Genomic DNA, 21,547 nt, shown 5'->3' on the forward strand with positions numbered 1-21,547 from the left:
GCCCATGGAGTAATTGTGGCCCTCGCGTTACATTGAGGGAAGGTCGGTCATATTCCTGATCTTCATTGGAGAGGATTCCATGTCCCTGAACCCCGAGGACCCCTGGACCACAGGAGAGTCATTCCACGTTGGCGATGACGATTACGAACGCCCCAGCATAAAGGACGAGCTGATCGTCCATGGCGTTCTCCTCTCCGAAGCCGTGCAGGCGAAAGCAGACCCGATCGGCTACGTGGTCGACAAGGCCGAGAAGATCGCAAAATTCATGCGGGACGCCGACAAGTAGTGCGGACAGCACCTTCGACAGGGCCTTCTGTGGTCCGTGCCGCGCCTCCGAGAAGGTCAGCATCCTGGACGCTCCAGGATGCTGACCGTGCTCCGACGCATTGCGCCTTCTCAGTCAACGCATCCAGCCACACGAACGTGTACGGGCCGGCATCAAGAGCACAGGTGCGGAACGCCTCGACCTGGGCATCGAGCGTCTTGGCCATCGCCGAGACCTGGCTCTTGGAGATGTGCTTGATACCGAGCTGCTGAACCAGCTTGTCCACCCGCCGCGTGGAGCGCCTGTTCTCCTTCGAACCTGATCTTTCGCTACTCGAAGGATCACGCGATGGCCGTCTTCATTTCACGACGCCACGCCTGTCACCAGGCCAAACCCTTGCACCACTCCCGCGGACGCAACCCGGGCGTGCAGATGGGCGATCTGTCATCAGGATGTGATCTCGAGTCCGCTGCAGTCCGATGCCGTATCGGGCCACTCATCCTTGAGGGCATCGGCGAGGCGGCGCTTCGGGGACTCTTCATGCCTGCGACGCACATAGCGCAGTTCCCCGTCGTGCCGGATCGTTGGGGCGGGGTGTCATGACGCCGGGTTGCCTGCCGAACGGGGTGCCGCAGGTAACGACCGCAGGGCGGTGTGATCACGAGTCCACTTGACGGATCCCCACAGACCCATCACGGCGTACGGTCGGTGCATGCGCAACTGGAGCTGCGTAGTACTTATGGGCACACTTCTGACCTGTCTCACCGGCTGCACAGTCGCCGCCAATGGCTATGTCGGTATCAGTGTGGACGAGTCAGGGCATCTCGTCGCCGTACTGGCTTGGTGTGGACCTGCACCGGACGGAGTGAGGCTCTACCACGAGCGTGCCATCCCCCAAAGGAGCCCGACCGGCAACCCGGACGATGCGTACATCGATGATGCGATGTATCACGCATCCGCCTTGAGTGGGCAGAGCGCCTCGTTTCGACTCGACACCCCCGTTGGCGACTGGATGGTCACGCCCAAATCTCCCTCTCTGGATCCAGGGATCACCTACAACGCCTACGGCTTCACCAACGACAACACCAGCTCGCTACGACACGTGACGTTCGAAACTGACGATGCCACCAAGGTCGACCCGGGTCAGGTGCTGATACAGAGATGGGACAAAAAGAGACAACAAGACGTCGACGTCGTGATCTCTCTAGCTGCTTTCGAGCAGATGGGCCAGGATCCCGAGAACTGCCCTTGAGTGCACCTGTGCATTATGCGTGAAATGAAGGTGATCTTGGCGTTCATGAGTCGTGGCCCATCGGTTGCATGAGGCCTCTGAGGCTCGGGCCCCAGTTGGCGGCGATCGTGTTGCCGGTGTGCCGGAGGTCATGGAAAGTGCAGGCCCGGGAAGCCGATCCTCCTTGTGCTCGCGTCCCACTTGGCTGCGCGCCGGAAGTTGCTGCGACGGAGGATGCCGCTTCGTGAGCCGGTGGAGACCAGCCGCCTCCCGATGCCGGACAACCCTGATCACCACTTCGTGTTCGACCACGGAAAGCGGGTCTTCTACGTCGCCACCTGTTGCACCTGGCTCGTCGACGACGATCGTGCTGATGAACACGCCCGCGAAACTCTGCAGTGCACACCCGCCCGGACGGTACGTCCAACGCCACGATGCGTGTCGCTGACGCTCACATGGACATCGGGCATCGTTCATGCCGGCGCCGCGGTGGACCACGGTATGGCTGCCTTCGACATCGACCGCCGATTCATAACGGCCCGTCGGGCGCTCAGCAGCAGGCCAGACCCCCTTGACTGACAGACTGATTTCTAGTTCTGGCATGTGCTTTGATGTACCCCCGAGAATGCTTGTCGCAGATCATGCTGGAGCAGTGACAGATGGATGAGGTGGTAAGCGCACTACGGTCTGGTCTTCATTGGCTTGAGCGTCGTCAGAAGAGGAACGGCCGATGGGGCGCTTCTGGCGGGTTGGCCGAGGTCACGGCGACTACACAAGCGCTCCGAGCCTTCACCGCATGCGGATTCGAAGCCGATTATTCGGTGGTAAGGCGTGCGATTGCTTGGCTCTCATTGCCCGACTTGAGTGCGTCGATCAACCACTACTTCTGGCGGCTTGGTGCACTCTCCGAAGTGCATCCGCGCAAAGTCTCTGACGATCTGATCCGTTATGACCTGGAAGTTGTGCGTCAGAAGATCGAAGAGGGTGTAAGTATTGACTCGCGCCTGAATTATCGCGCTTTCTGGCTGGACTGCGCGCTCAACGCCCATGTGGATCACCCCTGGACAGGAGAGTGCGCGGGAGGCCTGCGAGGTCTGCTCGAGGCAGACATTGACGTCACTGCGGCGGTATGGGCTCAGGCGGCCTTGGAGCGCTATGACCCCACTGCGTCGGGCCTTCTGGGCGCGAAAACCATAGTGAACGCACTCCAGGAAGCGAGTGGCGCTTTCCACCTGAATGGGTCAGTGGCCGGCACGGCATATCTGGTCTACAATTGCTCCCGCTCCAGCTCGTTGAGTGGCGATCCTGCTGTGCAGCACGTTCTCCGAGGGGCGGTAAGGTGGATGGTATCCCGTCAGGAGAGCGCGGGGAACTGGCCGACTGAGCAGCCTCTGTATGGGGGAGATCCGCAGTCGGAGGCGTACTATACAGGCATTGCATTGCGTGCTTTGGCGGAATACATGCTGCGATTTCAGCCCAGAAGTATGTCGCAAATCGGCATGCCTGAATGGCGCATGAGAAGAACAATCTTTCGGAGCAGTCGCTGGGTGGCTCTCGGAGGTCTCCTTCTTGCGGTTGTCGGGGCCGTGGTCGTATCGGGGTCTGTCGGTGTCGCCTCGACGGTTCTCGGAGTTCTGTCAGCGACAGCGGGGTTCACGACCTTTTATTGGGACGCTCGACGGGAGTTGCGGAAGTAAGATCGCACTCTGTCGTCTGCGCGGGGCATTGCTGCAAATTGCTTTTCGGCGTCGCGCGGCAGACGGTCATCCAAGCCCTCGAGCTGCTGCGTGCCCGCGGGCTCATCTCCGCGGTGAAGAACCGGGGTTCGTTCGTGAAGGGCGGCGCAGACTTCGTTGCCAATGGCGTGGTCGACAGAGCTACCCGCATCATCAACCGGCGTGCCAGTGACACCGAGCGGTGCGAGCCGAACCGGCGGACGACGGCTGGGTGACCGTGGTTGAGCTCGGCGGCGAGGGCGAGGTGCTGCCGGCCGACAAGGTTGACATCCGCGGAATATGCCGTGACCTGCGGCAATCGACCCGCTTCGCGAGGAGTGACCGGAAATTCCGCTGAGTTCGGTCGACTGGTGGGTTACGCTGCCGGTGGCTCAGGTGCGAAAGGTCCGGTTCCTTCATCTGCTGGATGAAACCGACCCGGCGCTGTCGCTGGTCTCTGAGCTCTCACAACTGGATATGCACCTTCCCGGTGCGAAGGCAACGGTTACTTCCTCTTCCAAAGGAGCAACGCGGGTTCGAATCCCGCCGCCCATCTCGATGGGTGTCGTCCAGTGGCCCAGGACGCTTACGTCTCCGTCGCCGACCTTGATCTCGGGAGGGACACAACTTCAGAGCGTGCCCGGTGCGCAGATGAGGGTTACTCCTTTGGGAGGGTGATGTTGCAGGTTCGAGTCCTGCCGCCCCGAGCTCTCGGGGTGTAGCTCAACGGGTAGAGCGCACGAACAGTCACCTTCGTCGACTCTGATCTCGGGAACGAACTCTTGAACGAGGCCCCTCTCGCAAGACCACGAGAGGGGCCTCGTCGCGTCATGGCGAAGTTCAACAGCACGACCACCAGGGCCTCCGTGTCCAGCCCGGTCAAGTCCGAGGCAACGCCGTCCGGTCGCACCTTCGAGGGCGCTCCCGGGTACGCGCGAGACGCCAAGAGCGAGCTGTTCCTGCTCGCCGTCGCCAACATGGTGGGAGAGAAGACCTTCTACGAGAAGGCCGGCGACCGCGACAGCCGGTTCAGGGCGTTGGTCCACCAGGTCGCGGTCGAGGACGGCGAGTGGCTGGCCCGATTCCTGCCGTGGCTGCGTTCCGAGGCGAACATGCGTACCGCGCCGGTCGTCGCCGCGTTGGAGGCTGTCAAGGCCCGGCTCGCCGCCGGCGAGCACGGACTGAACCGGCAGCTCGTCGACAGCGCCCTTCAGCGGGCCGACGAGCCCGGAGAGGCGCTCGCCTACTGGACGTCCACCTACGGCCGGGCCGTCCCGAAGCCGATCAAGCGGGGCGTCGCCGACGCCGTGCAGCGGCTGTACACCGAGCGGAGCCTGCTCAAGTACGACACCAACTCCAAGGGCTACCGGTTCGGCGATGTGATCGACGTTGTCCACCCGAGCCCCGATCCGGCTCGGCGTTGGCAGGGTGACCTGTTCCGGCACGCCCTCGACCGCCGCCACCAGCGGGACAACGACATCCCCGCGTCGTTGAGCACGCTGATCGAGCGAGAGAAGCTGATGGGACTCCCGGTCGAGCAGCGGACGGAGCTCCTGTCGCGTCCGGACGTGCGGGAGCGGCTCGCCTTGGCGGGGATGACGTGGGAGGCGCTCGCCGGCTGGCTCCAGGGCCCGATGGACGCCGCGGCGTGGGAGGCGGTCATCCCCTCGATGGGGTTGATGGCACTCACCCGCAACCTGCGGAACTTCGACCAGGTCGGCGTCTCCGACAAGGTCGCGGCAACCGTGGCTGCGCGGCTGGCTGATGCCGATGAGGTGCGCCGGTCCAAGCAGTTCCCGTTTCGGTTCCTCGCCGCGTACAAGCACGCCCCGTCGTTGCGGTGGGCTTACCCGCTGGAGCAGGCTCTCGGCCACTCGCTGGCCAACGTGCCCGCTCTGGAAGGACGCACACTGATCCTGGTGGACCGGTCGGGGTCGATGTTCGGCGCGATCTCGGAGAGGTCCGGGCTCAACCGCGCAGACTCGGCGGCCGTGTTCGGCTCCGCGCTGGCGATGCGTGCCGAGTCGGCGGACCTGGTCGAGTTCGGCACCACCTCCAAGCCCGTGCCCTACAGCCCGGGCGAGTCGGTGCTGCGGGTGGTGGAGCGGTTCGGAAGCCTGGGCGGCACCAACACCGCCAAGGCGGTACGCGCCCACTACCGCGGCCACGACCGGATCGTCATCGTCACCGACGAGCAGGCGTGGGGCGGCAACAACGGCGGGAATCCGACCGGTCAGGTGCCGGCCAACGTCCCGGTCTACACGTGGAACCTCGCCGGCTACCAGTACGGCCACGGCCCGTCGGGTGAGCGGACCCGTCACACCTTCGGTGGACTCTCCGACGCCGCGTTCCGGATGATCCCTCTGCTTGAGGCCGGCAAGAACGCCGACTGGCCGTTCTGACACCCGGCACGAGGCGGCCCCGTCTCCTGTGGACACCGTTGGCGAATTACACCGAACAGCAGCGGCCTCATGATCACAGAGGTGATCATGAGGCCTCGAGTGGCTTATCGTACATACGTGTTCGAGTTATTGAGAGGCTGTCCTCTCATGGATAGAGGCGCGGTCGTGGTGCTGAGCATGGATACCAGGCCGGTTCTGCTGACGGCGGACTGATCCTGCGCTATCCCGTCCGGCGCGAGCGCGTTCATGGTCTCGCTGATCCTCAATGAGGTCGGCGGCTTCGCCGTACTGCCGGCTGGATTCGTTTGGGCACAGTTGCTGTGAATCGGGTGCCCTGGCGAACGCTGGTGTGCCGGCGCAGTCCGAGAGTTGGACGTGACAAGGAGTGATATTTGAGCTACCTACAGACCCGACAGGTCCGCTTTCAGTACACGCGTGCTGGGAGCGGGCCTCCCGTCCTCCTCATTCCGGGCAGTGGAGGCTGGAAGTTGACCTTCCACGCCATGATGCGGCGGCTTGCCCGACATCACACCGTCTACGCTCTTGATCCTCCAGGCCAGGGTGCCACGGAGATCGCGAATCCGCTCTTTCCCGATGGCACCGACGCCATCGTCGATTCCATCGTTGAATTTCTTGACGCAGTCAGCCTGCGCCACGTGGCTGTCGTCGGTCACTCATGGGGCGGCGGCTTCGCCCTGCGGCTCGCCGAGCTTCACCCGGAGCGAGTGACCCGGCTCGCGCTGATCGCGCCCGGCGGTCTCGATGTGAAGGATGTCTGGGAGTTCAGGCTTATGCGCCTCCCTATCTTGGGCGATCTCGCGGTCCGCTTGGTTTCGAAGACCTCGCTACGGCACATGTTGCGCAAGTCCTTCGTGCACCGCGACCGTCTGCCTGATGACGACTTGGTGGACGAAGCGGTGAAGGCCATCCGAACAGGCTCCCGCAGCCTGGCTATGCTGCGCATCGAGCGGGCGGTGAGCTGGATTGAGACCGAGCGCGACCTCCACCTGGTTGATGTGCCGGTTTTATTGCTCTGGGGTGAACGAGATCGCTATTTCCCGGTGAGCCTGATCGATCGTTTCACCACGCGGCTGACGTCCGTCGCAGCCCACGTCCTCCCTGATGCGGGGCACTCCCTGCACGACGACAGCCCTGAGCACACCTATGCCCTGCTGGAACCGTTCCTACGGGGAACCGCCGACCAGCGATGATCGACCAGTCGAACTGACAGTTCAACTCCTCCGGAAAGCTGCACAGGCATCAACCGTCTATACGCTCACAAAGAACTACCGAGGCTTTCTCAACCTCTGTTCTGCAGCTCATCGGCCTTGCCTTGGCGGTCCCTGCATCACCAAGGCGCCTCCGAGGCTACAGATCGCAAGCTCGTGGGTGTCGCTGACACAGCGGTGCGGAAGTCGCGCCGGGCAGCCGACGGCCAAGATGAAAAGGGCCCACTGAGAGCAAAACGACAATAGCGGCCCCGTGATCACATCTGCGATCACGGGGCCGCTGCCAGCCGCTGCCGAGCCGGAGGCTCAGGGCCGCGGGTCACCGAGGCCGGTGGCCCTTCTTTCTACGGTTGGCCGGTACGGCGCGGCGGCCGGAGGCGGCCTGTGCGGGTTTCTGCGCCTGCCGCTGTGCCGGTTTCTTGGCAGGGGGAGCGGGGGTACGGCCCCGCGAGCTGTTCACGGTCCGGCCGCGGACGATGCCGATGAAATCTTCCACCAGGCCAGTGGTCGCGTCCGTGGGCCAGGCCAGCGCGACCTGGGACTGCGGCGCGTCCGTCACCGGCCGGTAGGTGAGATCCCTGCGGTGGTGGAGGCGTGCCAGCGACTGCGGAACGAGGAGAAGCCCCGTGCCGGCCGCGACCATCTCGACTGCGTCCGCCGTTGTGGCCGGGCGGGTGAACGCGGGCAGCCCGGGCCGGTCCGTCCACTCGATGCTGTCGTCCAGAGGATGGAACACCTCGTCGTCGGCGAGGTCGGCGACGGCCACCTCGTCGGCGGCGGCCACCGCGTGATCCTTGGGCACCACGACCACCGTGGTCTCCACGTAGAGAGGAATCACGCTGAGCCCGTCCCGATCGACCGGCAGCCTGACGAATCCGGCGTCGGCCCCGCCATCCCGCAGAAGTCCCACCACCTCGGCGGCGGGAACCGCAGCCAGGGCAACCGGCACGCCGGGCATCCTCTCGGTCCAGACGTTGACCCATTTCGCGGGTGTCACCCCAGGCGCGTACGCCAGCCGGAACACCTTGCCGGTCTCCCCATCAGTCACTTCCTCAGGGTACCGATGTCCGGGGAACCCGTTCCGACTGACTACGCTTGGCGCCATGACCTCGTCCAAACCGAAGACCATCCAGACGATGAAGCCCGAGACCGCGGCCAAGAAGCTGGGTGTCCTCCTTTCGGCCACCCCCGCCGAGTTCCAGGCGGGTGTCGTCTCCAGGGACGAGTTGAACGAGTTGCAGTCGAAGCCCCCCGCGTGGCTCGCTGACCTGCGTCGCAACGGCCCGCACCCCAAGCAGGTCGTCGCCGCGAAGCTCGGGGTCTCCATCTCGGGGCTGACCAGAGGCGGGATCACCGGTCCGCTCACCACCGCCGAGATCGACGAGCTGAAGGCGGAGAACCCGGCGTGGCTGGAGCGCGAGCGGTCCGTCCAGGCGGAGGCCCGCAAAGAAGCGCTCCGCCTCAAGCAACGCTAGACAGCACGTCTCCGGCCCTGGCCGAGCCCGCCGAACGACCGGCTTCAGGTCGCTCCAACCGTCCGCGGCGGTTAGCTTCACAGGGTGGACGATGATCTCTTATTCAGGCCGTTGACCGACGCGGAGGTCGCTCTCGGAGTCGGCCTCATGGTGCTGCTCCTTCTCCTGCCCACCATCATCTGGCTTGCCATGGTGTTGTCGCGCCACCGAAGATAGAGGACGAGCGTTGCCGAGCAGAGGGGTGCGTTGAGCAGGTACGTCATCGGGCCGGATGTGGCTCTTCGGTTGGCTCACGACGAGGCCGTGGTCCCTGCCGAGCATCGGCTCCTGGCTCCCACGCTCATTCGCTCCCAGCTGCTGGCGCACCTCTACCAGGCCGTCCGCTCGGGTGAGATGGCCCAGAAGGACGCCGATCGCCTGCTCGCTCACGTGCGCGGGCTGCGGATCCGGCTGCTCGGCGACCGCGTCCTTCAGAACCTCGCGTGGAAGATCGCCGACCGGCTCGGGTGGCCCGACACGTACACCGCCGAGTACATCGCCCTGACCCGGCTCCAGGCCGACGCGTTCATCACGCTTGACGCGGAGCTCGCCGAGGCCGTCGAGGGCCTGGTCGCGACGGCGCCCATCGAGGCCCTGTCCTGATCGGACGGTGCTCGTTCGGCTCTCGTGGAGACATGTCGCGGATCATGGCATGGGGAAATCTGTCGGTTCCGGCTGGTATTCATGATCACCCAGCGTTTCCGGTCATGAGTGGAGCCGTGTGATGACGTCAGCGGGCGGATGGGACTACCTGGATCCGGCTACGAGGGTCGCCTACCAGCGGTTCGACGAGCTCACTGAGCAGGGGCTCGAGCCCGGCCCCGGCGTCGACTGGCGGGTCTACGGCACTTACGCGCAGATGAAACTCTGGCTGGGGCCGGAAGGCGGCCATGACTACGACGAGCGGGTGCTGCGCGTGGTCCGGTCGGTGGCCGAGCGCGACATCGACTTCACCTACCGGGAAGCGCACCACCTGATGGAGCGGGCAGGGTACTGGGTGCGGCAGGGGCACACCCGCTACGAGGAGCTGTTCCGGATCCCGCTCGCGGCTGCCCGCCGGTTCGACCACCAGCGGCGCCGGGACCTGCTGCGCTGGCTGACGTCGGGGCCGCGGCTGAAGGACGCACGGGCGCTCCTGGCCGAGCAGGTTGCCGAGCTGCTCACCGAACCGGCCGAGCACGGCCCGGCCGGGGTGGTCCGGACCGAGATCGGGGACGCCGACCACTTCGCCCGCATGCTGGCCGAGGAGTACGGCCCGCGCCTGGTCGAGGTGCTGCCGCTGTTCCGCCACTGGAACACCGCCCGCTCGACCAGACCCAGCGCCCGGTGGCTGAGGGACGCCGCGCGGATGCTCACCCCCGGCGCGGTCGCGCTGGTCCGTGAGCTACTCACGCGGCTGGCGGCCTACCGGGGCGGAGAGTGGGTTGTCCGCTACGACGACGAGGAGTGGCGGGACAAGGTCTTCCTCAGGGAAGACACCATCGTCGTGGTGCGCGGCATCCTGTGGAGCTGCCAGGTCATCGACGAGCGCTGGGTGACCTCGCTCGTCACCGACGTCGCGATGACCTGCGGCACCGGCAGCAACGGGATGGGCTCCACGTGCCGCTGCGAACCCGTCACCAACGCCGCCGTCGGCGTCCTGGCCCGCAGGGGCGGCCTCGACGTGATCGTCCCGCTGTCCAGGATCCAGGCGAAGGTGCGCGCGAGGTCCGTACAGAGGAATCTGAGCCTCGCCCTCGACACGGTCGCCGGCGAGAACGGGCTGACCCGCGAGCAACTGCTCGATCGGACGGTTCCCACCTTCGGCCTGGACACCGGCGGCGTCCGCGAGGACAAGATCGGCGACTTCCGGGTCAGGCTGTCCGCCGACGTGCCCGCCTTGCGCTACATGAACGCCGCCGGCAAGACCGTGAAATCGCTGCCGAAGGATCTGCGCGCGGAGCTGACCGATCTGCGGGCCATCGTGAAGGAGCTCAAGCTGGCGCAGGCGGCCGTGCGGTCCCGCTTGGACCAGGCGATCGTCCATGAACGGACGTGGCGCTGGCGCGAGGTGAGCGAGTACTTCCTCGACCATCCCGTCACCGGCCCCTACGCCCGCACCCTGGTCTGGCAGATCGCCGGCGGCCCGGCGGCCCTGCCGGTCAAGACCTCCGACGGCTGGGAACTGGCCGGCTACAGCCCCGCCCCCGACGCGGTGGCAGGCCTGTGGCACCCGATTCACGCGACCGCCGACGAGGTGGCGGCGTGGCGCGACCATCTTCTCGAAGGTGGTGTACGCCAGCCGTTCAAGCAGGTCTTTCGCGAGATCTACCTACTGACCCCCGCCGAGGAGCGGACCGGCACCTTCTCCAACCGTTTCGCCGGCCACATTCTGCGCTACGGACAGGCCCGGACCTTGCTGGGCCAGCGCGGCTGGACCGGCCGGTCGATCGGCAACTGGGGCTATGACAACGGCGGCGACCAGGGCGAGGTGGTGCGCGACCTGGCAGGCTGGCAGGCCCGATGGGCCATGCACATCGTCTCCGCCCCCGGGGCCGAGACCGCCATGCTGTGCGCCACCGAGGGCATCACCTTCCACCGCGACGGGCAACCGGCGTCGATGGCCGATCTGCCGCCGCTGGTGCTGTCGGAGATCCTCCGCGAGGCCGACCTCGCCGTGGGCGTGGCCTCGGTCGCCCGCGACGACCAGGCGCTGATCGGCCACGAAGGCTATTGGCGCTCCCACGGCTTCGGCGAGCTGACTGAGACGGCCAAGATCCGGCGCGAGGTGCTGGCGCGGCTGCTGCCGAAACTGAAGATCGCCTCCCGGGTGGAGCTGACCGACAGATTTCTTCTTGTCCGGGGTGATCTGAAGACGTACAAGATCCATCTGGGGTCGACGAACATCCTGATGGAGCCCAACGACGCGTACCTGTGCATCGTCCCGGCGAGCGGGCGCGCGGCCGGATCGGTGTCCCTGCCGTTCGAGGACGACGGGGGCACGCTGTCGGTGGTCCTTTCGAAGGCGTTCCTCCTGGCCGACGACACGGCGATCACCGATCCGACGATCACCCGGCAGCTCGGCTGAACCACCCCCAGACACCGTCGCATCAGATCCCGGGAGTTACCAGCCGCCTGCGGGCGTGGGTCGCGTACGAGGACAGATCACGACGTCTCGGCGTAAACGCTGATCTCGAGGAGGTTGCGGTCGGGGTCGCGCAGGTAGACGCTGTCGATCGGCCCCAGGGCGCCGGTACGCCGGACGGGCCCCTCCTCGATCTCCACGTTGTGCCGTGCCAACTCGGCCATGACTTGCTCCAGCGGGACGGCGCTGATCAGGCAGAGGTCAGCACTGCCGGGCACGGCATGCGCGGCCTTCGGCTCGAATTCGCGGCCCTTCTCGTGCAGGTTGATTTTGGAGCGGCCGAACACGAGCGCCCGTCGACCCTGGCCGAAGGTGACCGGCTCCATGCCGAGAACGCGGCTGTAGAAGTCGACCGTCGCCTCCAGATCGGTGACGGTCAGCACCAGGTGGTCGAGGCGGTCGATGCGCATCAGGGGTCCCTTCATCGCTGTGGCGATCACGGCAGGCGGTCATGACGGCACGTCCTCATGCTCCGTGGTTCGCCCGGTGGCGGACGCCTGTACCAGGGTCGCCGGCCACACCTCGCGGACGCGGCCGGCGGCCTCGGCGCCCTGCCGTACCCCTGCCTGGTAGGCGGGGAGCCAGGAGGTGACCTCGCCGAGGTCGGAGCCGAAGACCTGGATGGTCTCGGCGTCGGGCGTGATCCGGACGACCGTGTCACCGGGCGGGGCGTCGGCGGGGAACAGGTGGGCAAGCGGCTCGACGAGGACCAGCACGCCGGCGCCGGCCGCCAGGAAAGCGGGGCTTCCGCCGCCGAAGGCGCCGTCCAGGTAGTGATGTCCGTTGACGGCGACCGGCGGGGTGGTGCCCGGCGCGGCCGAGCTGGCCGCGATGGCCGCGATCAGCGGCACCCCGCTGGTGCGATCCCATACCTGCGGCTCGCCGGTTTCGATGTTCACCGTGGTGATGAGCAGCGGCCGCTCGGGCCAGGCGCGGGCGGTGACCAGCCGGCCCATCCGCGCGAGGTACTCGTCCTCGGTGATGGTCGCCGCCTCGAACGCCAGCCGCCCCACCCGCCGCAACGCCTCGGCGGGGGTCAGCGCGGGGTCGCCCAGCACGGCGAACACCTCCTCCTGCCGTACGGCGGGAGCCGGACGCGGCACGGCGGCGGAAGCGGGGACGGAGGCGCCGGGGCGGGGAGCGGCGAAGCGGGTCAGGTCCTCGCCGGTGGCCAGCATGGCGCCCACGATCGCGCCCGCCGACGTACCGACGATCAGATCGGCCAGCGCCAGGTCCACGCCCCGGCGACCGAGTTCGGCCGCCAGGCCGGCCATCCACGCCGTGCCGACGAGGCCGCCCGGACCGAGCACGACAGCGGTTCCAACAGCAGGATCAAGGTGTGATGTCATGGCCGACAGCCTGCTACCTCAAGACCACTTGATGTCAAGTCGGCCTGCTGCTGACCCCGGCCAGGCTCGTCGACGGCCCCGCCGGTTCCGGGTGAGTCGTAGTTGGTCATTTCCTGACCAGAGGCTCAGCGGGATGAGGTCGTCCTGACGTACAGCTCATCTGCTACTCTATGCTGTCAATTGATTACTTTCGGTAGCGATGGGAGCTCGGTGTGAAGGTCGCCTGTGTCGGCGGGGGACCCGCCAGCCTGTACTTCTCGATCCTGATGAAGCGGATGGACTCGTCCCACGACATCACCGTCTACGAGCGCAACGCGGCCGGGTCGACGTACGGCTGGGGCGTGACCTACTGGGACGAACTCCTCAAGAATCTCCACGGCGCCGACCACGAGTCCGCGCTCGCCATCCGGGAGAGCTCCGTCAGGTGGGACAGCTTCGTCGCGCACGTCCGCGACCGGTGGACGGTCACGGTGGAGAACGGGGACGAGGGTTTCGGCGTCGGCCGGCACCGGCTGCTCGAGATCCTCACCGAGCGGGCCCGCTCTCTCGGCGTGCACGTCGAGTTCAATCACGAGGTCACCGGTGAGGAGGAACTGGCCGACGCGGACCTCGTCGTCGCAGGCGACGGCGTCAACAGCGCGCTGCGCGAGCGCCACGCCGACCACTTCGGCCCCGAGGTCGCGGTCGGGCGGAACATCTACACCTGGCTCGGCACCACCAAGGTCTTCGACGCCTTCACCTTCGCCTTCACGCAGACCGAGCACGGCTGGATCTGGTGCTACGGCTACGGGTTCAGCGAGACCCACAGCACCTGCGTCGTCGAGTGCTCGCCCGAGACCTGGAAGGGACTCGGGTTGCACCAGGCGAACGAGGCCGACAGCCTGGCCCTGCTGGAGAAGCTGTTCGCCGACATCCTGGACGGGCATCCGCTGATCGGCCGGGCGCACACCGACGGCAGCGCGCGCTGGCTGAACTTCCGCACCCTGACCAACCGGACGTGGTACCGCGGCAACCTGGTCCTGCTCGGCGACGCCGCGCACACCACGCACTACTCCATCGGCGCGGGCACCGCCCTCGCGCTGGCCGACGCCGCGTTCCTGGCCAGGGCGATCTACGAGGAGCCGGAGCTCCAGCCCGCCCTCGCGCGTTACGAGCGGGAGCGCAAGGCCGCGCTCGTGTCCGCCCAGCGGGCGGCCGGCAACAGCGCCCGCTGGTACGAGAACCTCCCGCGCTACGTCGGCCTCCCGCCGGAGCGGATGATCGCGCTGCTCGGCCAGCGGCACTCACGGGTCCTCCCGCACGTCCCGCCTGGGCTGTACTACCGGATGGACCAGCTGGTCGTGTGGCTGAAGTCAGTGCGCGGGTCCGGGCGCTGACGCGCGCCCTGACGCCCGTTCAGAACCGCCTCAGCCCCCCACCGGGAAGTTGGAGCGGAAGACGTTGTGCGGGTCGTGCCGGCGCTTGACGGCGCGCAGCCGGGCGAGGGCGGCGGGGGTGAAGGCGTCGGCCGCCGTCTCGCCGGGGTTGAGGAAGGTGTACGGCTTGCGACCGCTGACGGGGAGGGACCCGGCGAGGCCGCGTTGCCTGGCGGTGACGGCCGCGGCCGTGGCGGGGTCGGCGGGGATGCCGAACAGGTAGAGCGCGTAGGGCTCGGCCAGCGGGCCGTGCGGGCTGTCGGAGGGGCCGGCCAGCGCGCCGCCCAGGTGCCGGATCTGCACGCTGAGCAGCGGTGCGATGGGTTCCGCCAGGAGTGTCTTGACCGCGGTGTCGTCCAGGTCGGTCAGCAGCTCGCCGCGCGAGGAGCCCGCGCCCGGGTCGGTGGGCTCGGCGGTGATGGACCCCAGCTCCGCGACCGACATGACGCGCCTCGAATCCGACAGTGGCTGGGGGAGGCCGTCCAGCGGGGCCAGCAGGTCGCGGGCCTCGCTCTCGTCACCGATGTAGGTGGCGTCCACGGCGACCATGGGCGCGGAGCCGGGGAAATGGAGCAGGTCCAGCCAGGCGGTGAGCGTGTCGGGGGCGGCGGCGGTGATCCGCCGGTAGGCGTCGATGACGGCGGGGGCGTGCTCGCCGTCCCACAGCGTCCGCCCGCCGTACAGGCGCGGCGCGGGGTGCAGGGACAGCTCCAGGGCGGTGACGACGGCGAAGTCGCCGCCCCCGCCGCGCAGCGCCCAGAACAGGTCCGGGTCGGACTCGGCGGTGAGATGCCGCTGCCGGCCTTCGGCGTCGACGACGTCGAAGGCGGTGACGCTGTCGGCGACCCAGCCGTGGGCGCGGCCGAACCAGCTCAGTCCGCCGCCGAGGGCCACGCCGGTGACGCTGACGACGGGAGAGCTGCCGGGCAGGCCGGTCAGGCCGTACGGCGCGGCGGCCGCCTGCAGGCGGCCCGAGGGCACGCCCGCGCCGATGCGGGCCCTGCGGGTCGCCGGGTCGACGCGCACGGTGTCCAGCCGGCGGGTGCGCAGCAGGATGGCGCCGTCGGTACGGCCGGTGGCGCCGTGCCCGTTCGGCTGGGTGGCGATGCCCAGCCCGGCGACGCGGGCGTGCCGGACGAGCGCGGCGATGTCGTCGGCGTCCGCGGCCTCGACCACGGCCGCCGCCGACTGCTCGACGGCCAGGTTCCAAGGACTGCGGGCGGCGTCGAAGCCAGGCTCGCCGGGCAGCCAGACCTGGCCGCGGACGACGGAGCGCAGAGTGCTCAGGGTGTTCATCGTTCTCTTTCTCGTGGTGGGGGGAGTCAGCCGGCGAAGACAGCCGCGGGGTCGCCGGCGTACCAGGCGTTGTCGATGCGCATGCGGCGGATGACCCAGCGCTCGCCGTCCCGGATCAGCCCCACATCGTAGAGGTTCTTCAGCGGGGCGAACGTGTCGCGGTCGGCGGAGTGGTTCCACTCTCGGCCGGGGCGAGTGGCGGATCAACGCGACGCTGTGCAACGATCGTGAAGCCTGTGTTAACGATGAAGGAGTCGCATGCTGGAGCGGCACGAGCTGGAGGCGTTCCTCGCCGTCGCCGAGGAGCTGCACTTCGGCCGCTCCGCCGAACGACTGCGCGTGTCCACCTCCCGCATCAGCCAGACCATCGCCAAGCTGGAGCGCCGCATCGGCGTCCCGCTGTTCAACCGGACCAGCCGCCGCGTGCGGCTGACCGCGGTGGGGCAGCAGCTGTACGAGGAGACGCGTCCCGCCTGGGACCAGATCGGCGCCGCGCTCCTGCGTGCCGTCGACACCGGCCGCGGCCTCACCGGCACGCTCCGGGTCGCCTTCGTCGGCGCGGCCGGCGGTCAGCTGCTCGCCGGGGCCACCGAGCTGTTCCGGCAACGCCGGCCTGACTGCGAGGTCCGGCTCCGCGAGGCGCAGATGGTCGACCTCATGCCGTGGCTGCGGAGCGGCGAGGTGGACCTCGCCCTGGGCACGTTCCCGATCCACGAGTCCGACATCGTCACCGGGCCCGTGCTGGTGTCCGAAGCGCGGATGCTCGCCGTGCCCGCCCAGCACCCCTTCGCCCGCCGCGCATCGGTGTCCCTGGACGACCTGGCCAGGATGAAGCTGCTGCAACTGCCGGACACGCTGCCCGACTCCCTGCGCGACGACCGGACCCCGCGGACCACCCCCGCCGGGCGGCCGATCGAGGCAGGACCCTCCGCCTCCACCTTCAACGAGATGCTCACCCTCATCGGCGCCGGGCACGGCGTCTTTCCCGTCGGCGCGCAGGCCAGGCGCTATTACGCCCGCCCCGACGTCGCCTACGTCCCCTTCAGCGACGCCCAGCCACTGCGATGGGGACTGCTCTGGCGCGCCGAAGGCGCGACCGCCCGCGTCCACGCCTTCGCCGAGGCCGCCCACGATCTGGTCCGCGCCCGTACCTGACGACGCACCCGGGCCGCCGTCCCCTCCCCGCTCCCCGTCCTAGTCCTCGTCAGCATCCGGGATCGGGAGGGGGCGGAGCGGGACCGGGGTGGAGACGACGATCGACGTCGTCGTCTGACCGTGGATGACGAAGCGGTCGATGATCTCCTCCAGCCCGGGCATCGACGGCGCGTGGACCTTCAGGAGGAAGCAGTCGTCTCCGGTGATCCGGTGGCACTCGACCACGCTCGGCGTCCGGCGGGCGGTCTCGGCGACCTTGTGGAGCTGGCCGGGGCCGGGCCGGATGCGGACGAGCGCGGTCACGGTCATGCCGAGGGCCTCGGGCGCGACGTCCATGTGGAAGCCGGTGATGACGCCGGAGCGTTGGAGGCGCTGCACCCGTTCGGTGACCGCGGGAGCGGACATGCCGACCCGACGCGCGAGCTCGGACATCGACAGGCGAGGGTCGGCGTGCAGCTCGGCGAGCAACCGTGCGTTGACGGTGTCGATCGTCCTGGGGTCATAGGAGGTATGGCCTGAAGGCCTTGAATTCAACGGCAATTGCGGCCTCTCACCTTAAGTAAGGCATTCAGTTGGGATGTCGTAGTTTGCAACGCTACTCCGGTGAAGTTGCCCGCCAATCCGGCGCACGCCACGTCACGCCTGCGTGACCGGGTGCCGCCGCAGGCGTTCTTCGGCGTGAGCGCCGTCTTCCACTACCTCGGACCGGCGTTCGCCGTCATGCTGTTCGAGCACGTCGGCGTGCTCGGGGTCGCCTGGCTCCGGATCTTCGGTGCCGCGGTGGTGTTCGCCGTCTGGTGCCGGCCGTGGCGGCTGGCCGGGCGGCTGCGGCCCGCGCAGCTCGGCCTGCTCCTCGCGCTGGGCGTGGTGCTGGCGGCCATGAACACCGTGTTCTACCTGGCCTGCGCCCGTATCCCACTGTCAACCGTCGGAGCGATCGAGTTCCTCGGCACGCTCGTGCTGGCCGCGATCGGCATGCGCAACGGCCGCAACCTGCTCGCGCTCGTGCTCGCCGTCGGCGGGGTCGCCGCTCTCGCCGACATCAGGCTCGTCGACGAGCCTCTGGGGTTCGTCTTCGCGTTCGCCAACTGCGCGCTGTTCCTCGTGTACGTCATCCTCAGCCACCGCATCGCCAACACCGGCCCGGGCCTGAGCGGGATCGACCAGCTGGGCGCCGCCATGCTGATCGCCGCCGTCGCTGTGACGCCGTACGGTCTGGGCGAGGCCACGGCAGCCTTCGCGCACCCGTCCTGGCTGCTCGCCGGGCTCGGCGTCGCCGTGTGCTCCTCGGTCATCCCCTACGTCACCGACCAACTGGCGATGGCTCGCCTGCGCCGGGCGACCTTCGCGCTCATGCTCAGCATCCTTCCGGCGACCGCCACCGTCATCGGCCTGGCCGTGCTGGCCCAGGCCCCGACGGTCCAGGATCTCGCGGGCATCGCGCTGATCACGGCCGGCGTCGCGATCCACCAGGAACCCTCTGAGGAGAAGACAGTATGAAGTACGCGAGGCTCGGCACGTCCGGGCTGAAGGTGTCACGCATCTGCCTGGGCATGATGACCTTCGGCGACACCGTCACCAGGCGGTGGCACCTGGAGGAGGAGGCCGCGGAGCCCATCGTCAAGCAGGCGGCCGAGTCGGGCGTGACGTTCTTCGACACCGCTGACATGTATTCCGGCGGGGTCAGCGAGGAGATCACCGGGCGGCTGCTCGCCCGCCTGTTCCCCCATCGCGATGACTACGTGCTCGCCACGAAGGTCTACTATCCGACCGGGTCCGGCCCCAACGACCGCGGACGGTCCCGCAAGCACATCATGGCCGCGATCGACGCCTCGCTACGCCGGTTGGGCACCGACTACGTCGACCTGTACCAGATCCACCGGCTGGATCGAGAAACGCCGATCGAGGAGACCATGGAGGCCCTGCACGATGTCGTCAAAGCCGGGAAGGCGCGCTATCTCGGGGCGTCCAGCATGAGCGCGTGGGAGTTCGCCAAAGCCCAGTACACCGCCCGGGCCGCAGGGTGGACGCGGTTCGTGTCGATGCAGAACCACTACAACCTGGTGTACCGAGAGGAGGAGCGGGAGATGATCCCGCTCTGCCGGGACCAGGGCGTCGTCGTGATCCCCTACAGCCCACTCGCACGCGGCATGCTCGCCGGCAACCGCACCCGCGACGGACAGCCCACCACCGTGCGGGCCGGCACCGACCCCCTCGCCGAGTCGCGGCACGACGAGGCCGACTTCGACGTCGTCGACGCGGTGAGGGCGCTCGCCGCCGAGCGTGACCGGTCACCGGCCCAGATCTCACTGGCCTGGCTGCTCGGCAGGCCCGGCGTGACGGCACCCGTCATCGGCGCCACCAAGGTGCACCACATCGACGAGGCGGTCGCGGCCCTGGACGTGACACTGACCGGGGGAGAGACCGCCCGGCTCGAGGCGCCGTACCGGCCGCATCCCGTCAGCGGCCACGAGTGATCACCGGTCGTGCGGTCCGTCGCACGCGAAGGCGCGGGGGAGCGCGCACCCATCCGATCAGGTCGGCCGGCCTGCCGGGCTGATCACCGGGTGAGCCGGATCTGGCGGGTGATGGTGGGGTCGGTGATGGCGGTGTCGGCGGCCAGCAGGAACGCCTTGGACAGGATGACCGACAGCATGCCGCCGTCCTCCTCGAAGGGCAGGAAGACCCGGTCGCCGGTGCCGCGGGGGACGATGCAGAGGTAGGCGCCGTCGGGCTCCATGAGGATGTTGCCGGAGCCGAGGTGGATCTTGTAGGTGCGCAGGTCGCCCCGGACCACCAGGAACCGGTCGGTCAGCGTGCACCGGTCGGCGATGCTCGTACGGGAGATCAGCCGGGACAGCGCGTCCCGGCGGACCTCGGCGGAGGGGGGCAGCTGCCCGAACGAGCTCGTCCGCCAGTAGTCCCGCAGCCCGTCCACGCCCCGGTCGGTCCACTCCGGGTCGGCCGCGATCGAGGTGACCGCGACGAACAGGTCCACGTCGCGCATCGCCTCGCTGAACACCAGCGGCGGCACCTCCGCCAGCGGCGCCAGGCGCCAGCCGCCGTCGGCGAGCCGGTGGAAGCGGACCTGGTCGGTGGCGGCGTAACCGTGGTCGTGCCAGGCGTACTCGTGGCAGAACGACGCCCGCCACCGGCCCCCGGCCAGCATCCGCCGGGCCTCGCCGGATCCGCCGCCGTCCCACGGGCCGAGGCGGTCCGCGGCCCAGCCGCGCTGTCTGAACAGCGCGTACAGCTTGTGGTAGCTCACGACGTGGCCGGCGAACCGGTTGGAGTAGACCTCCGTCGCCTCCTCGGCGGGCGTCAGCAGGTAGACCTCGCGGAACGCCTGCTTGAACGGCTGCCGCAGCTCCTTGCCCTGCACCACTTCCCGCCAGGCGGTCACCTCCTCCACCGAGGCGCGCGCCGGATGCCACAGCCGCACCGGCACGTCGGGCACGCTCAGCCCCAGCTCGGCGCGCCACTCGCCGGGGGAGACCTCGAACTCCCAGATCAGCCGGTCCGCGACCGGCTGCCCCTCCAGCCGCCGGTACGGCGGCGTGACCTCGCTCGGGTATCCGGCCTCCAGCGCCCTGACCAGGGTCGCCTGCTGCTGCTTCACCCGCTTGGCCAGCTCGCGCAGCCGTCTGACCTCGTCACCGTGCTCGCGTCTGACCGCCGCCGGGACCGACCTGAGCTTCTTGTCCCCGTGCCACCACGACAGCTCGACCGCTCCCTCGGTCGAGATCACCGCCGTGTGCTCGCCGACCGCCTGCCGCACCCGCCCGTCGGGCAGCCGGAACGCCACCTCCACCCGCTCGGCCAGGGCCGGCTCGATCCGCTTGAGCATGCGGTCGAGCTGCTTGGGAACCCCGGCGTGCCGGGTCGCCCCCCGGGCGGCGCGCAGTGCCGAGATCGCCTCGGGGGTCGGGTGGTCCTCCACGGCGCGGGCGATCTCGAACAGCACTCCCTGTGATGGCAGCGTCCTGGCCTGCGTGGGCGCCACCGCCACGCCCGGCAGCAGCCGCTCCAGCACCCCGGGCAGCCACGGCTCGTCGCGGAACAGCGCCATCCGCGCGGCCCGCCCGATGGCGTCCCTCTCCCCGGCCTCGAACGCCTTGTCCGCCTTGTACGGGATGTCCCCGGCGTGGATGGCGGCGACCCGGGCCTCGGCGGTCTCCAGGGTCGCCCGGACCAGATCGAGGTAGCCGGGCACGCCGGCCAGCCGTTCCCGGACGTCGGGCAGCGGCGGCCAGGAGTTGTACGAGCGCTCCTGGACGGACTCGGCGAACAGCGCCCGCCGCTCCGCGTCCCAGCCGAGCACCAGCTCCACCTCGGCGACGGCGATCGGCCCGCGCCCCGCGGTGAGCCGCTCCGCCACCTCGGCGTCCATCCCGGCGAGACCGGCGACCGCCAGCAGCGCGAACGGGTTGTCCAGGCGGTTCTCGGCCAGCAGGAAGCCGACCAGCGCGCGGGCGGGCCCGGCCAGCCGCTCCAGCGGCGGCCCGTCCGGGCAGCGCACCAGCGCGCCGGCGGCGAAGCACATGTCGGCCCACTTGCGGCCGGGCAGTCCCTCCACCAGGGCGTCGAACAGATCCGCGCACGCCTCGGTCGTGAACAGCGGCTGCCGCTCCTTGGCCGCCTCCTCCACCGCGAAGCGGGCCGGCATGGCGCTCGCCGACCGGCGCACGACCCGGTAGGCCGCGGGCAGCAGCGCACCGAGCTCGAACGCGCCGAGCCGGGTGGCGTCGGGCCACGGCGAGGTGTCCTCCGTGACTCCGGTCATCAGGTCCAGCAGGTGGCGTGCCGAGGGAGATAGCCGCATGCGGAAGATCCTGCCGGACGCGGCCGACAG

General features: G+C 68.5%; 19 protein-coding genes, 2 tRNA genes and 1 pseudogene. 15 read left to right on the plus strand and 7 right to left on the minus strand.

Features of this window, described 5'->3' with window-relative positions; all coding sequences use genetic code 11:
• Positions 1–79 precede the first annotated feature (79 nt).
• Complete coding sequence (locus tag ACIBG4_RS05715; RefSeq protein ID WP_397200842.1) at positions 80–286, plus strand: hypothetical protein; 207 nt, start codon at positions 80–82, stop codon at positions 284–286.
• Positions 287–386: 100 nt separating this feature from the next.
• Here ACIBG4_RS05715 and ACIBG4_RS05720 read toward each other — a convergent pair.
• Positions 387–563, minus strand: a pseudogene (locus tag ACIBG4_RS05720) (transposase); the annotation flags it as partial.
• A 414-nt stretch (positions 564–977) separates the two neighbouring features.
• Between ACIBG4_RS05720 and ACIBG4_RS05725 the strand changes: the two are divergent.
• The 7 genes from ACIBG4_RS05725 to ACIBG4_RS05755 all read left to right on the plus strand — a co-directional run bounded on the left by ACIBG4_RS05725 (position 978) and on the right by ACIBG4_RS05755 (position 6,824).
• Positions 978–1,517 (plus strand): hypothetical protein, encoded by a 540-nt coding sequence (locus tag ACIBG4_RS05725; protein ID WP_397200843.1) that lies wholly within the window; start codon positions 978–980, stop codon positions 1,515–1,517.
• Positions 1,518–1,730: 213 nt separating this feature from the next.
• A complete protein-coding gene (locus tag ACIBG4_RS05730) occupies positions 1,731–2,075 on the plus strand; it encodes a hypothetical protein (protein WP_397200844.1) in 345 nt (114 codons plus the stop codon).
• Between the two features lie 1,156 nt (positions 2,076–3,231).
• The gene (locus tag ACIBG4_RS05735; RefSeq protein ID WP_397200845.1) at positions 3,232–3,447 is read left to right on the plus strand and encodes a hypothetical protein; all 216 of its coding nucleotides are present in this window, start codon (positions 3,232–3,234) and stop codon (positions 3,445–3,447) included.
• A 254-nt stretch (positions 3,448–3,701) separates the two neighbouring features.
• A tRNA-Ser gene (locus ACIBG4_RS05740) sits at positions 3,702–3,764 on the plus strand.
• A 5-nt stretch (positions 3,765–3,769) separates the two neighbouring features.
• Positions 3,770–3,915 (plus strand) — tRNA-OTHER (locus tag ACIBG4_RS05745).
• A gap of 126 nt (positions 3,916–4,041) precedes the next feature.
• The gene (locus tag ACIBG4_RS05750) at positions 4,042–5,613 is read left to right on the plus strand and encodes a TROVE domain-containing protein (protein ID WP_397200846.1); all 1,572 of its coding nucleotides are present in this window, start codon (positions 4,042–4,044) and stop codon (positions 5,611–5,613) included.
• Between the two features lie 392 nt (positions 5,614–6,005).
• A complete protein-coding gene (locus tag ACIBG4_RS05755; RefSeq protein WP_397200847.1) occupies positions 6,006–6,824 on the plus strand; it encodes an alpha/beta fold hydrolase in 819 nt (272 codons plus the stop codon).
• Positions 6,825–7,161: 337 nt separating this feature from the next.
• On the opposite strand, the gene ACIBG4_RS05760 is transcribed toward ACIBG4_RS05755, so the two are convergent.
• Positions 7,162–7,890 carry a LysR substrate-binding domain-containing protein gene (locus tag ACIBG4_RS05760; RefSeq protein ID WP_397200848.1) on the minus strand — a complete coding sequence of 243 codons (729 nt, stop codon included), beginning with the start codon at positions 7,888–7,890 and terminating at the stop codon, positions 7,162–7,164.
• Positions 7,891–7,945: 55 nt separating this feature from the next.
• Here ACIBG4_RS05760 and ACIBG4_RS05765 point away from each other — a divergent pair, with 55 nt between their 5' ends.
• The 3 genes from ACIBG4_RS05765 (at position 7,946) to ACIBG4_RS05775 (ending at position 11,423) form a co-directional block, all read left to right on the plus strand.
• The gene (locus tag ACIBG4_RS05765; protein ID WP_310710821.1) at positions 7,946–8,317 is read left to right on the plus strand and encodes a DUF5997 family protein; all 372 of its coding nucleotides are present in this window, start codon (positions 7,946–7,948) and stop codon (positions 8,315–8,317) included.
• A gap of 285 nt (positions 8,318–8,602) precedes the next feature.
• Positions 8,603–8,959, plus strand: coding sequence for a type II toxin-antitoxin system VapC family toxin (locus ACIBG4_RS05770; protein ID WP_397200849.1), 357 nt, complete (start codon positions 8,603–8,605; stop codon positions 8,957–8,959).
• Between the two features lie 121 nt (positions 8,960–9,080).
• Positions 9,081–11,423 carry a DUF4132 domain-containing protein gene (locus tag ACIBG4_RS05775; protein WP_397200850.1) on the plus strand — a complete coding sequence of 781 codons (2,343 nt, stop codon included), beginning with the start codon at positions 9,081–9,083 and terminating at the stop codon, positions 11,421–11,423.
• A 77-nt stretch (positions 11,424–11,500) separates the two neighbouring features.
• Here the strand turns inward: ACIBG4_RS05775 and ACIBG4_RS05780 are convergent, their stop codons facing one another.
• Positions 11,501–11,890 carry a VOC family protein gene (locus ACIBG4_RS05780; RefSeq protein WP_397200851.1) on the minus strand — a complete coding sequence of 130 codons (390 nt, stop codon included), beginning with the start codon at positions 11,888–11,890 and terminating at the stop codon, positions 11,501–11,503.
• Positions 11,891–11,929: 39 nt separating this feature from the next.
• Complete coding sequence (locus ACIBG4_RS05785; protein WP_397200852.1) at positions 11,930–12,829, minus strand: patatin-like phospholipase family protein; 900 nt, start codon at positions 12,827–12,829, stop codon at positions 11,930–11,932.
• Positions 12,830–13,041: 212 nt separating this feature from the next.
• On the opposite strand from ACIBG4_RS05785, the gene ACIBG4_RS05790 reads away from it, so the two are divergent.
• Positions 13,042–14,205 (plus strand): FAD-dependent monooxygenase, encoded by a 1,164-nt coding sequence (locus ACIBG4_RS05790; protein ID WP_397200853.1) that lies wholly within the window; start codon positions 13,042–13,044, stop codon positions 14,203–14,205.
• A 30-nt stretch (positions 14,206–14,235) separates the two neighbouring features.
• On the opposite strand, the gene ACIBG4_RS05795 is transcribed toward ACIBG4_RS05790, so the two are convergent.
• Positions 14,236–15,540, minus strand: a complete 1,305-nt coding sequence (locus ACIBG4_RS05795; RefSeq protein ID WP_397200854.1) for an FAD-binding oxidoreductase — start codon at positions 15,538–15,540, stop codon at positions 14,236–14,238.
• Between the two features lie 258 nt (positions 15,541–15,798).
• Between ACIBG4_RS05795 and ACIBG4_RS05800 the strand changes: the two genes are divergently transcribed.
• Positions 15,799–16,695 carry a LysR family transcriptional regulator gene (locus ACIBG4_RS05800; protein WP_397200855.1) on the plus strand — a complete coding sequence of 299 codons (897 nt, stop codon included), beginning with the start codon at positions 15,799–15,801 and terminating at the stop codon, positions 16,693–16,695.
• A 39-nt stretch (positions 16,696–16,734) separates the two neighbouring features.
• On the opposite strand, the gene ACIBG4_RS05805 is transcribed toward ACIBG4_RS05800, so the two are convergent.
• Positions 16,735–17,235 (minus strand): Lrp/AsnC family transcriptional regulator, encoded by a 501-nt coding sequence (locus ACIBG4_RS05805; protein ID WP_397200856.1) that lies wholly within the window; start codon positions 17,233–17,235, stop codon positions 16,735–16,737.
• Between the two features lie 63 nt (positions 17,236–17,298).
• On the opposite strand from ACIBG4_RS05805, the gene ACIBG4_RS05810 reads away from it, so the two are divergent.
• Complete coding sequence (locus tag ACIBG4_RS05810) at positions 17,299–18,195, plus strand: EamA family transporter (protein WP_397200857.1); 897 nt, start codon at positions 17,299–17,301, stop codon at positions 18,193–18,195.
• Entirely contained in the window at positions 18,192–19,172 is a 981-nt protein-coding gene (locus tag ACIBG4_RS05815; RefSeq protein ID WP_397200858.1) for an aldo/keto reductase, read from the plus strand. The genes ACIBG4_RS05810 and ACIBG4_RS05815 overlap by 4 nt, the downstream gene beginning before the upstream one ends.
• 83 nt (positions 19,173–19,255) lie before the next feature.
• Here ACIBG4_RS05815 and ACIBG4_RS05820 read toward each other — a convergent pair whose 3' ends face one another.
• The gene (locus ACIBG4_RS05820) at positions 19,256–21,517 is read right to left on the minus strand and encodes a DUF4132 domain-containing protein (protein WP_397200859.1); all 2,262 of its coding nucleotides are present in this window, start codon (positions 21,515–21,517) and stop codon (positions 19,256–19,258) included.
• Positions 21,518–21,547: the final 30 nt, after the last annotated feature.

This window comes from Nonomuraea sp. NPDC050383, from assembly GCF_044459125.1.
Taxonomy (GTDB): domain Bacteria; phylum Actinomycetota; class Actinomycetes; order Streptosporangiales; family Streptosporangiaceae; genus Nonomuraea.

Coding starts and splice junctions, on each gene's coding strand:
- ACIBG4_RS05715 (WP_397200842.1), top strand. CDS start 80: ATGTCCCTGAACCCCGAGGACCCCTGGACCACAGGAGAGTCATTCCAC.
- ACIBG4_RS05725 (WP_397200843.1), top strand. CDS start 978: ATGCGCAACTGGAGCTGCGTAGTACTTATGGGCACACTTCTGACCTGT.
- ACIBG4_RS05730 (WP_397200844.1), top strand. CDS start 1,731: ATGCCGCTTCGTGAGCCGGTGGAGACCAGCCGCCTCCCGATGCCGGAC.
- ACIBG4_RS05750 (WP_397200846.1), top strand. CDS start 4,042: ATGGCGAAGTTCAACAGCACGACCACCAGGGCCTCCGTGTCCAGCCCG.
- ACIBG4_RS05765 (WP_310710821.1), top strand. CDS start 7,946: ATGACCTCGTCCAAACCGAAGACCATCCAGACGATGAAGCCCGAGACC.
- ACIBG4_RS05775 (WP_397200850.1), top strand. CDS start 9,081: ATGACGTCAGCGGGCGGATGGGACTACCTGGATCCGGCTACGAGGGTC.
- ACIBG4_RS05780 (WP_397200851.1), bottom strand. CDS start 11,890: ATGCGCATCGACCGCCTCGACCACCTGGTGCTGACCGTCACCGATCTG.
- ACIBG4_RS05785 (WP_397200852.1), bottom strand. CDS start 12,829: ATGACATCACACCTTGATCCTGCTGTTGGAACCGCTGTCGTGCTCGGT.
- ACIBG4_RS05795 (WP_397200854.1), bottom strand. CDS start 15,540: ATGAACACCCTGAGCACTCTGCGCTCCGTCGTCCGCGGCCAGGTCTGG.
- ACIBG4_RS05800 (WP_397200855.1), top strand. CDS start 15,799: ATGCTGGAGCGGCACGAGCTGGAGGCGTTCCTCGCCGTCGCCGAGGAG.
- ACIBG4_RS05815 (WP_397200858.1), top strand. CDS start 18,192: ATGAAGTACGCGAGGCTCGGCACGTCCGGGCTGAAGGTGTCACGCATC.
- ACIBG4_RS05820 (WP_397200859.1), bottom strand. CDS start 21,517: ATGCGGCTATCTCCCTCGGCACGCCACCTGCTGGACCTGATGACCGGA.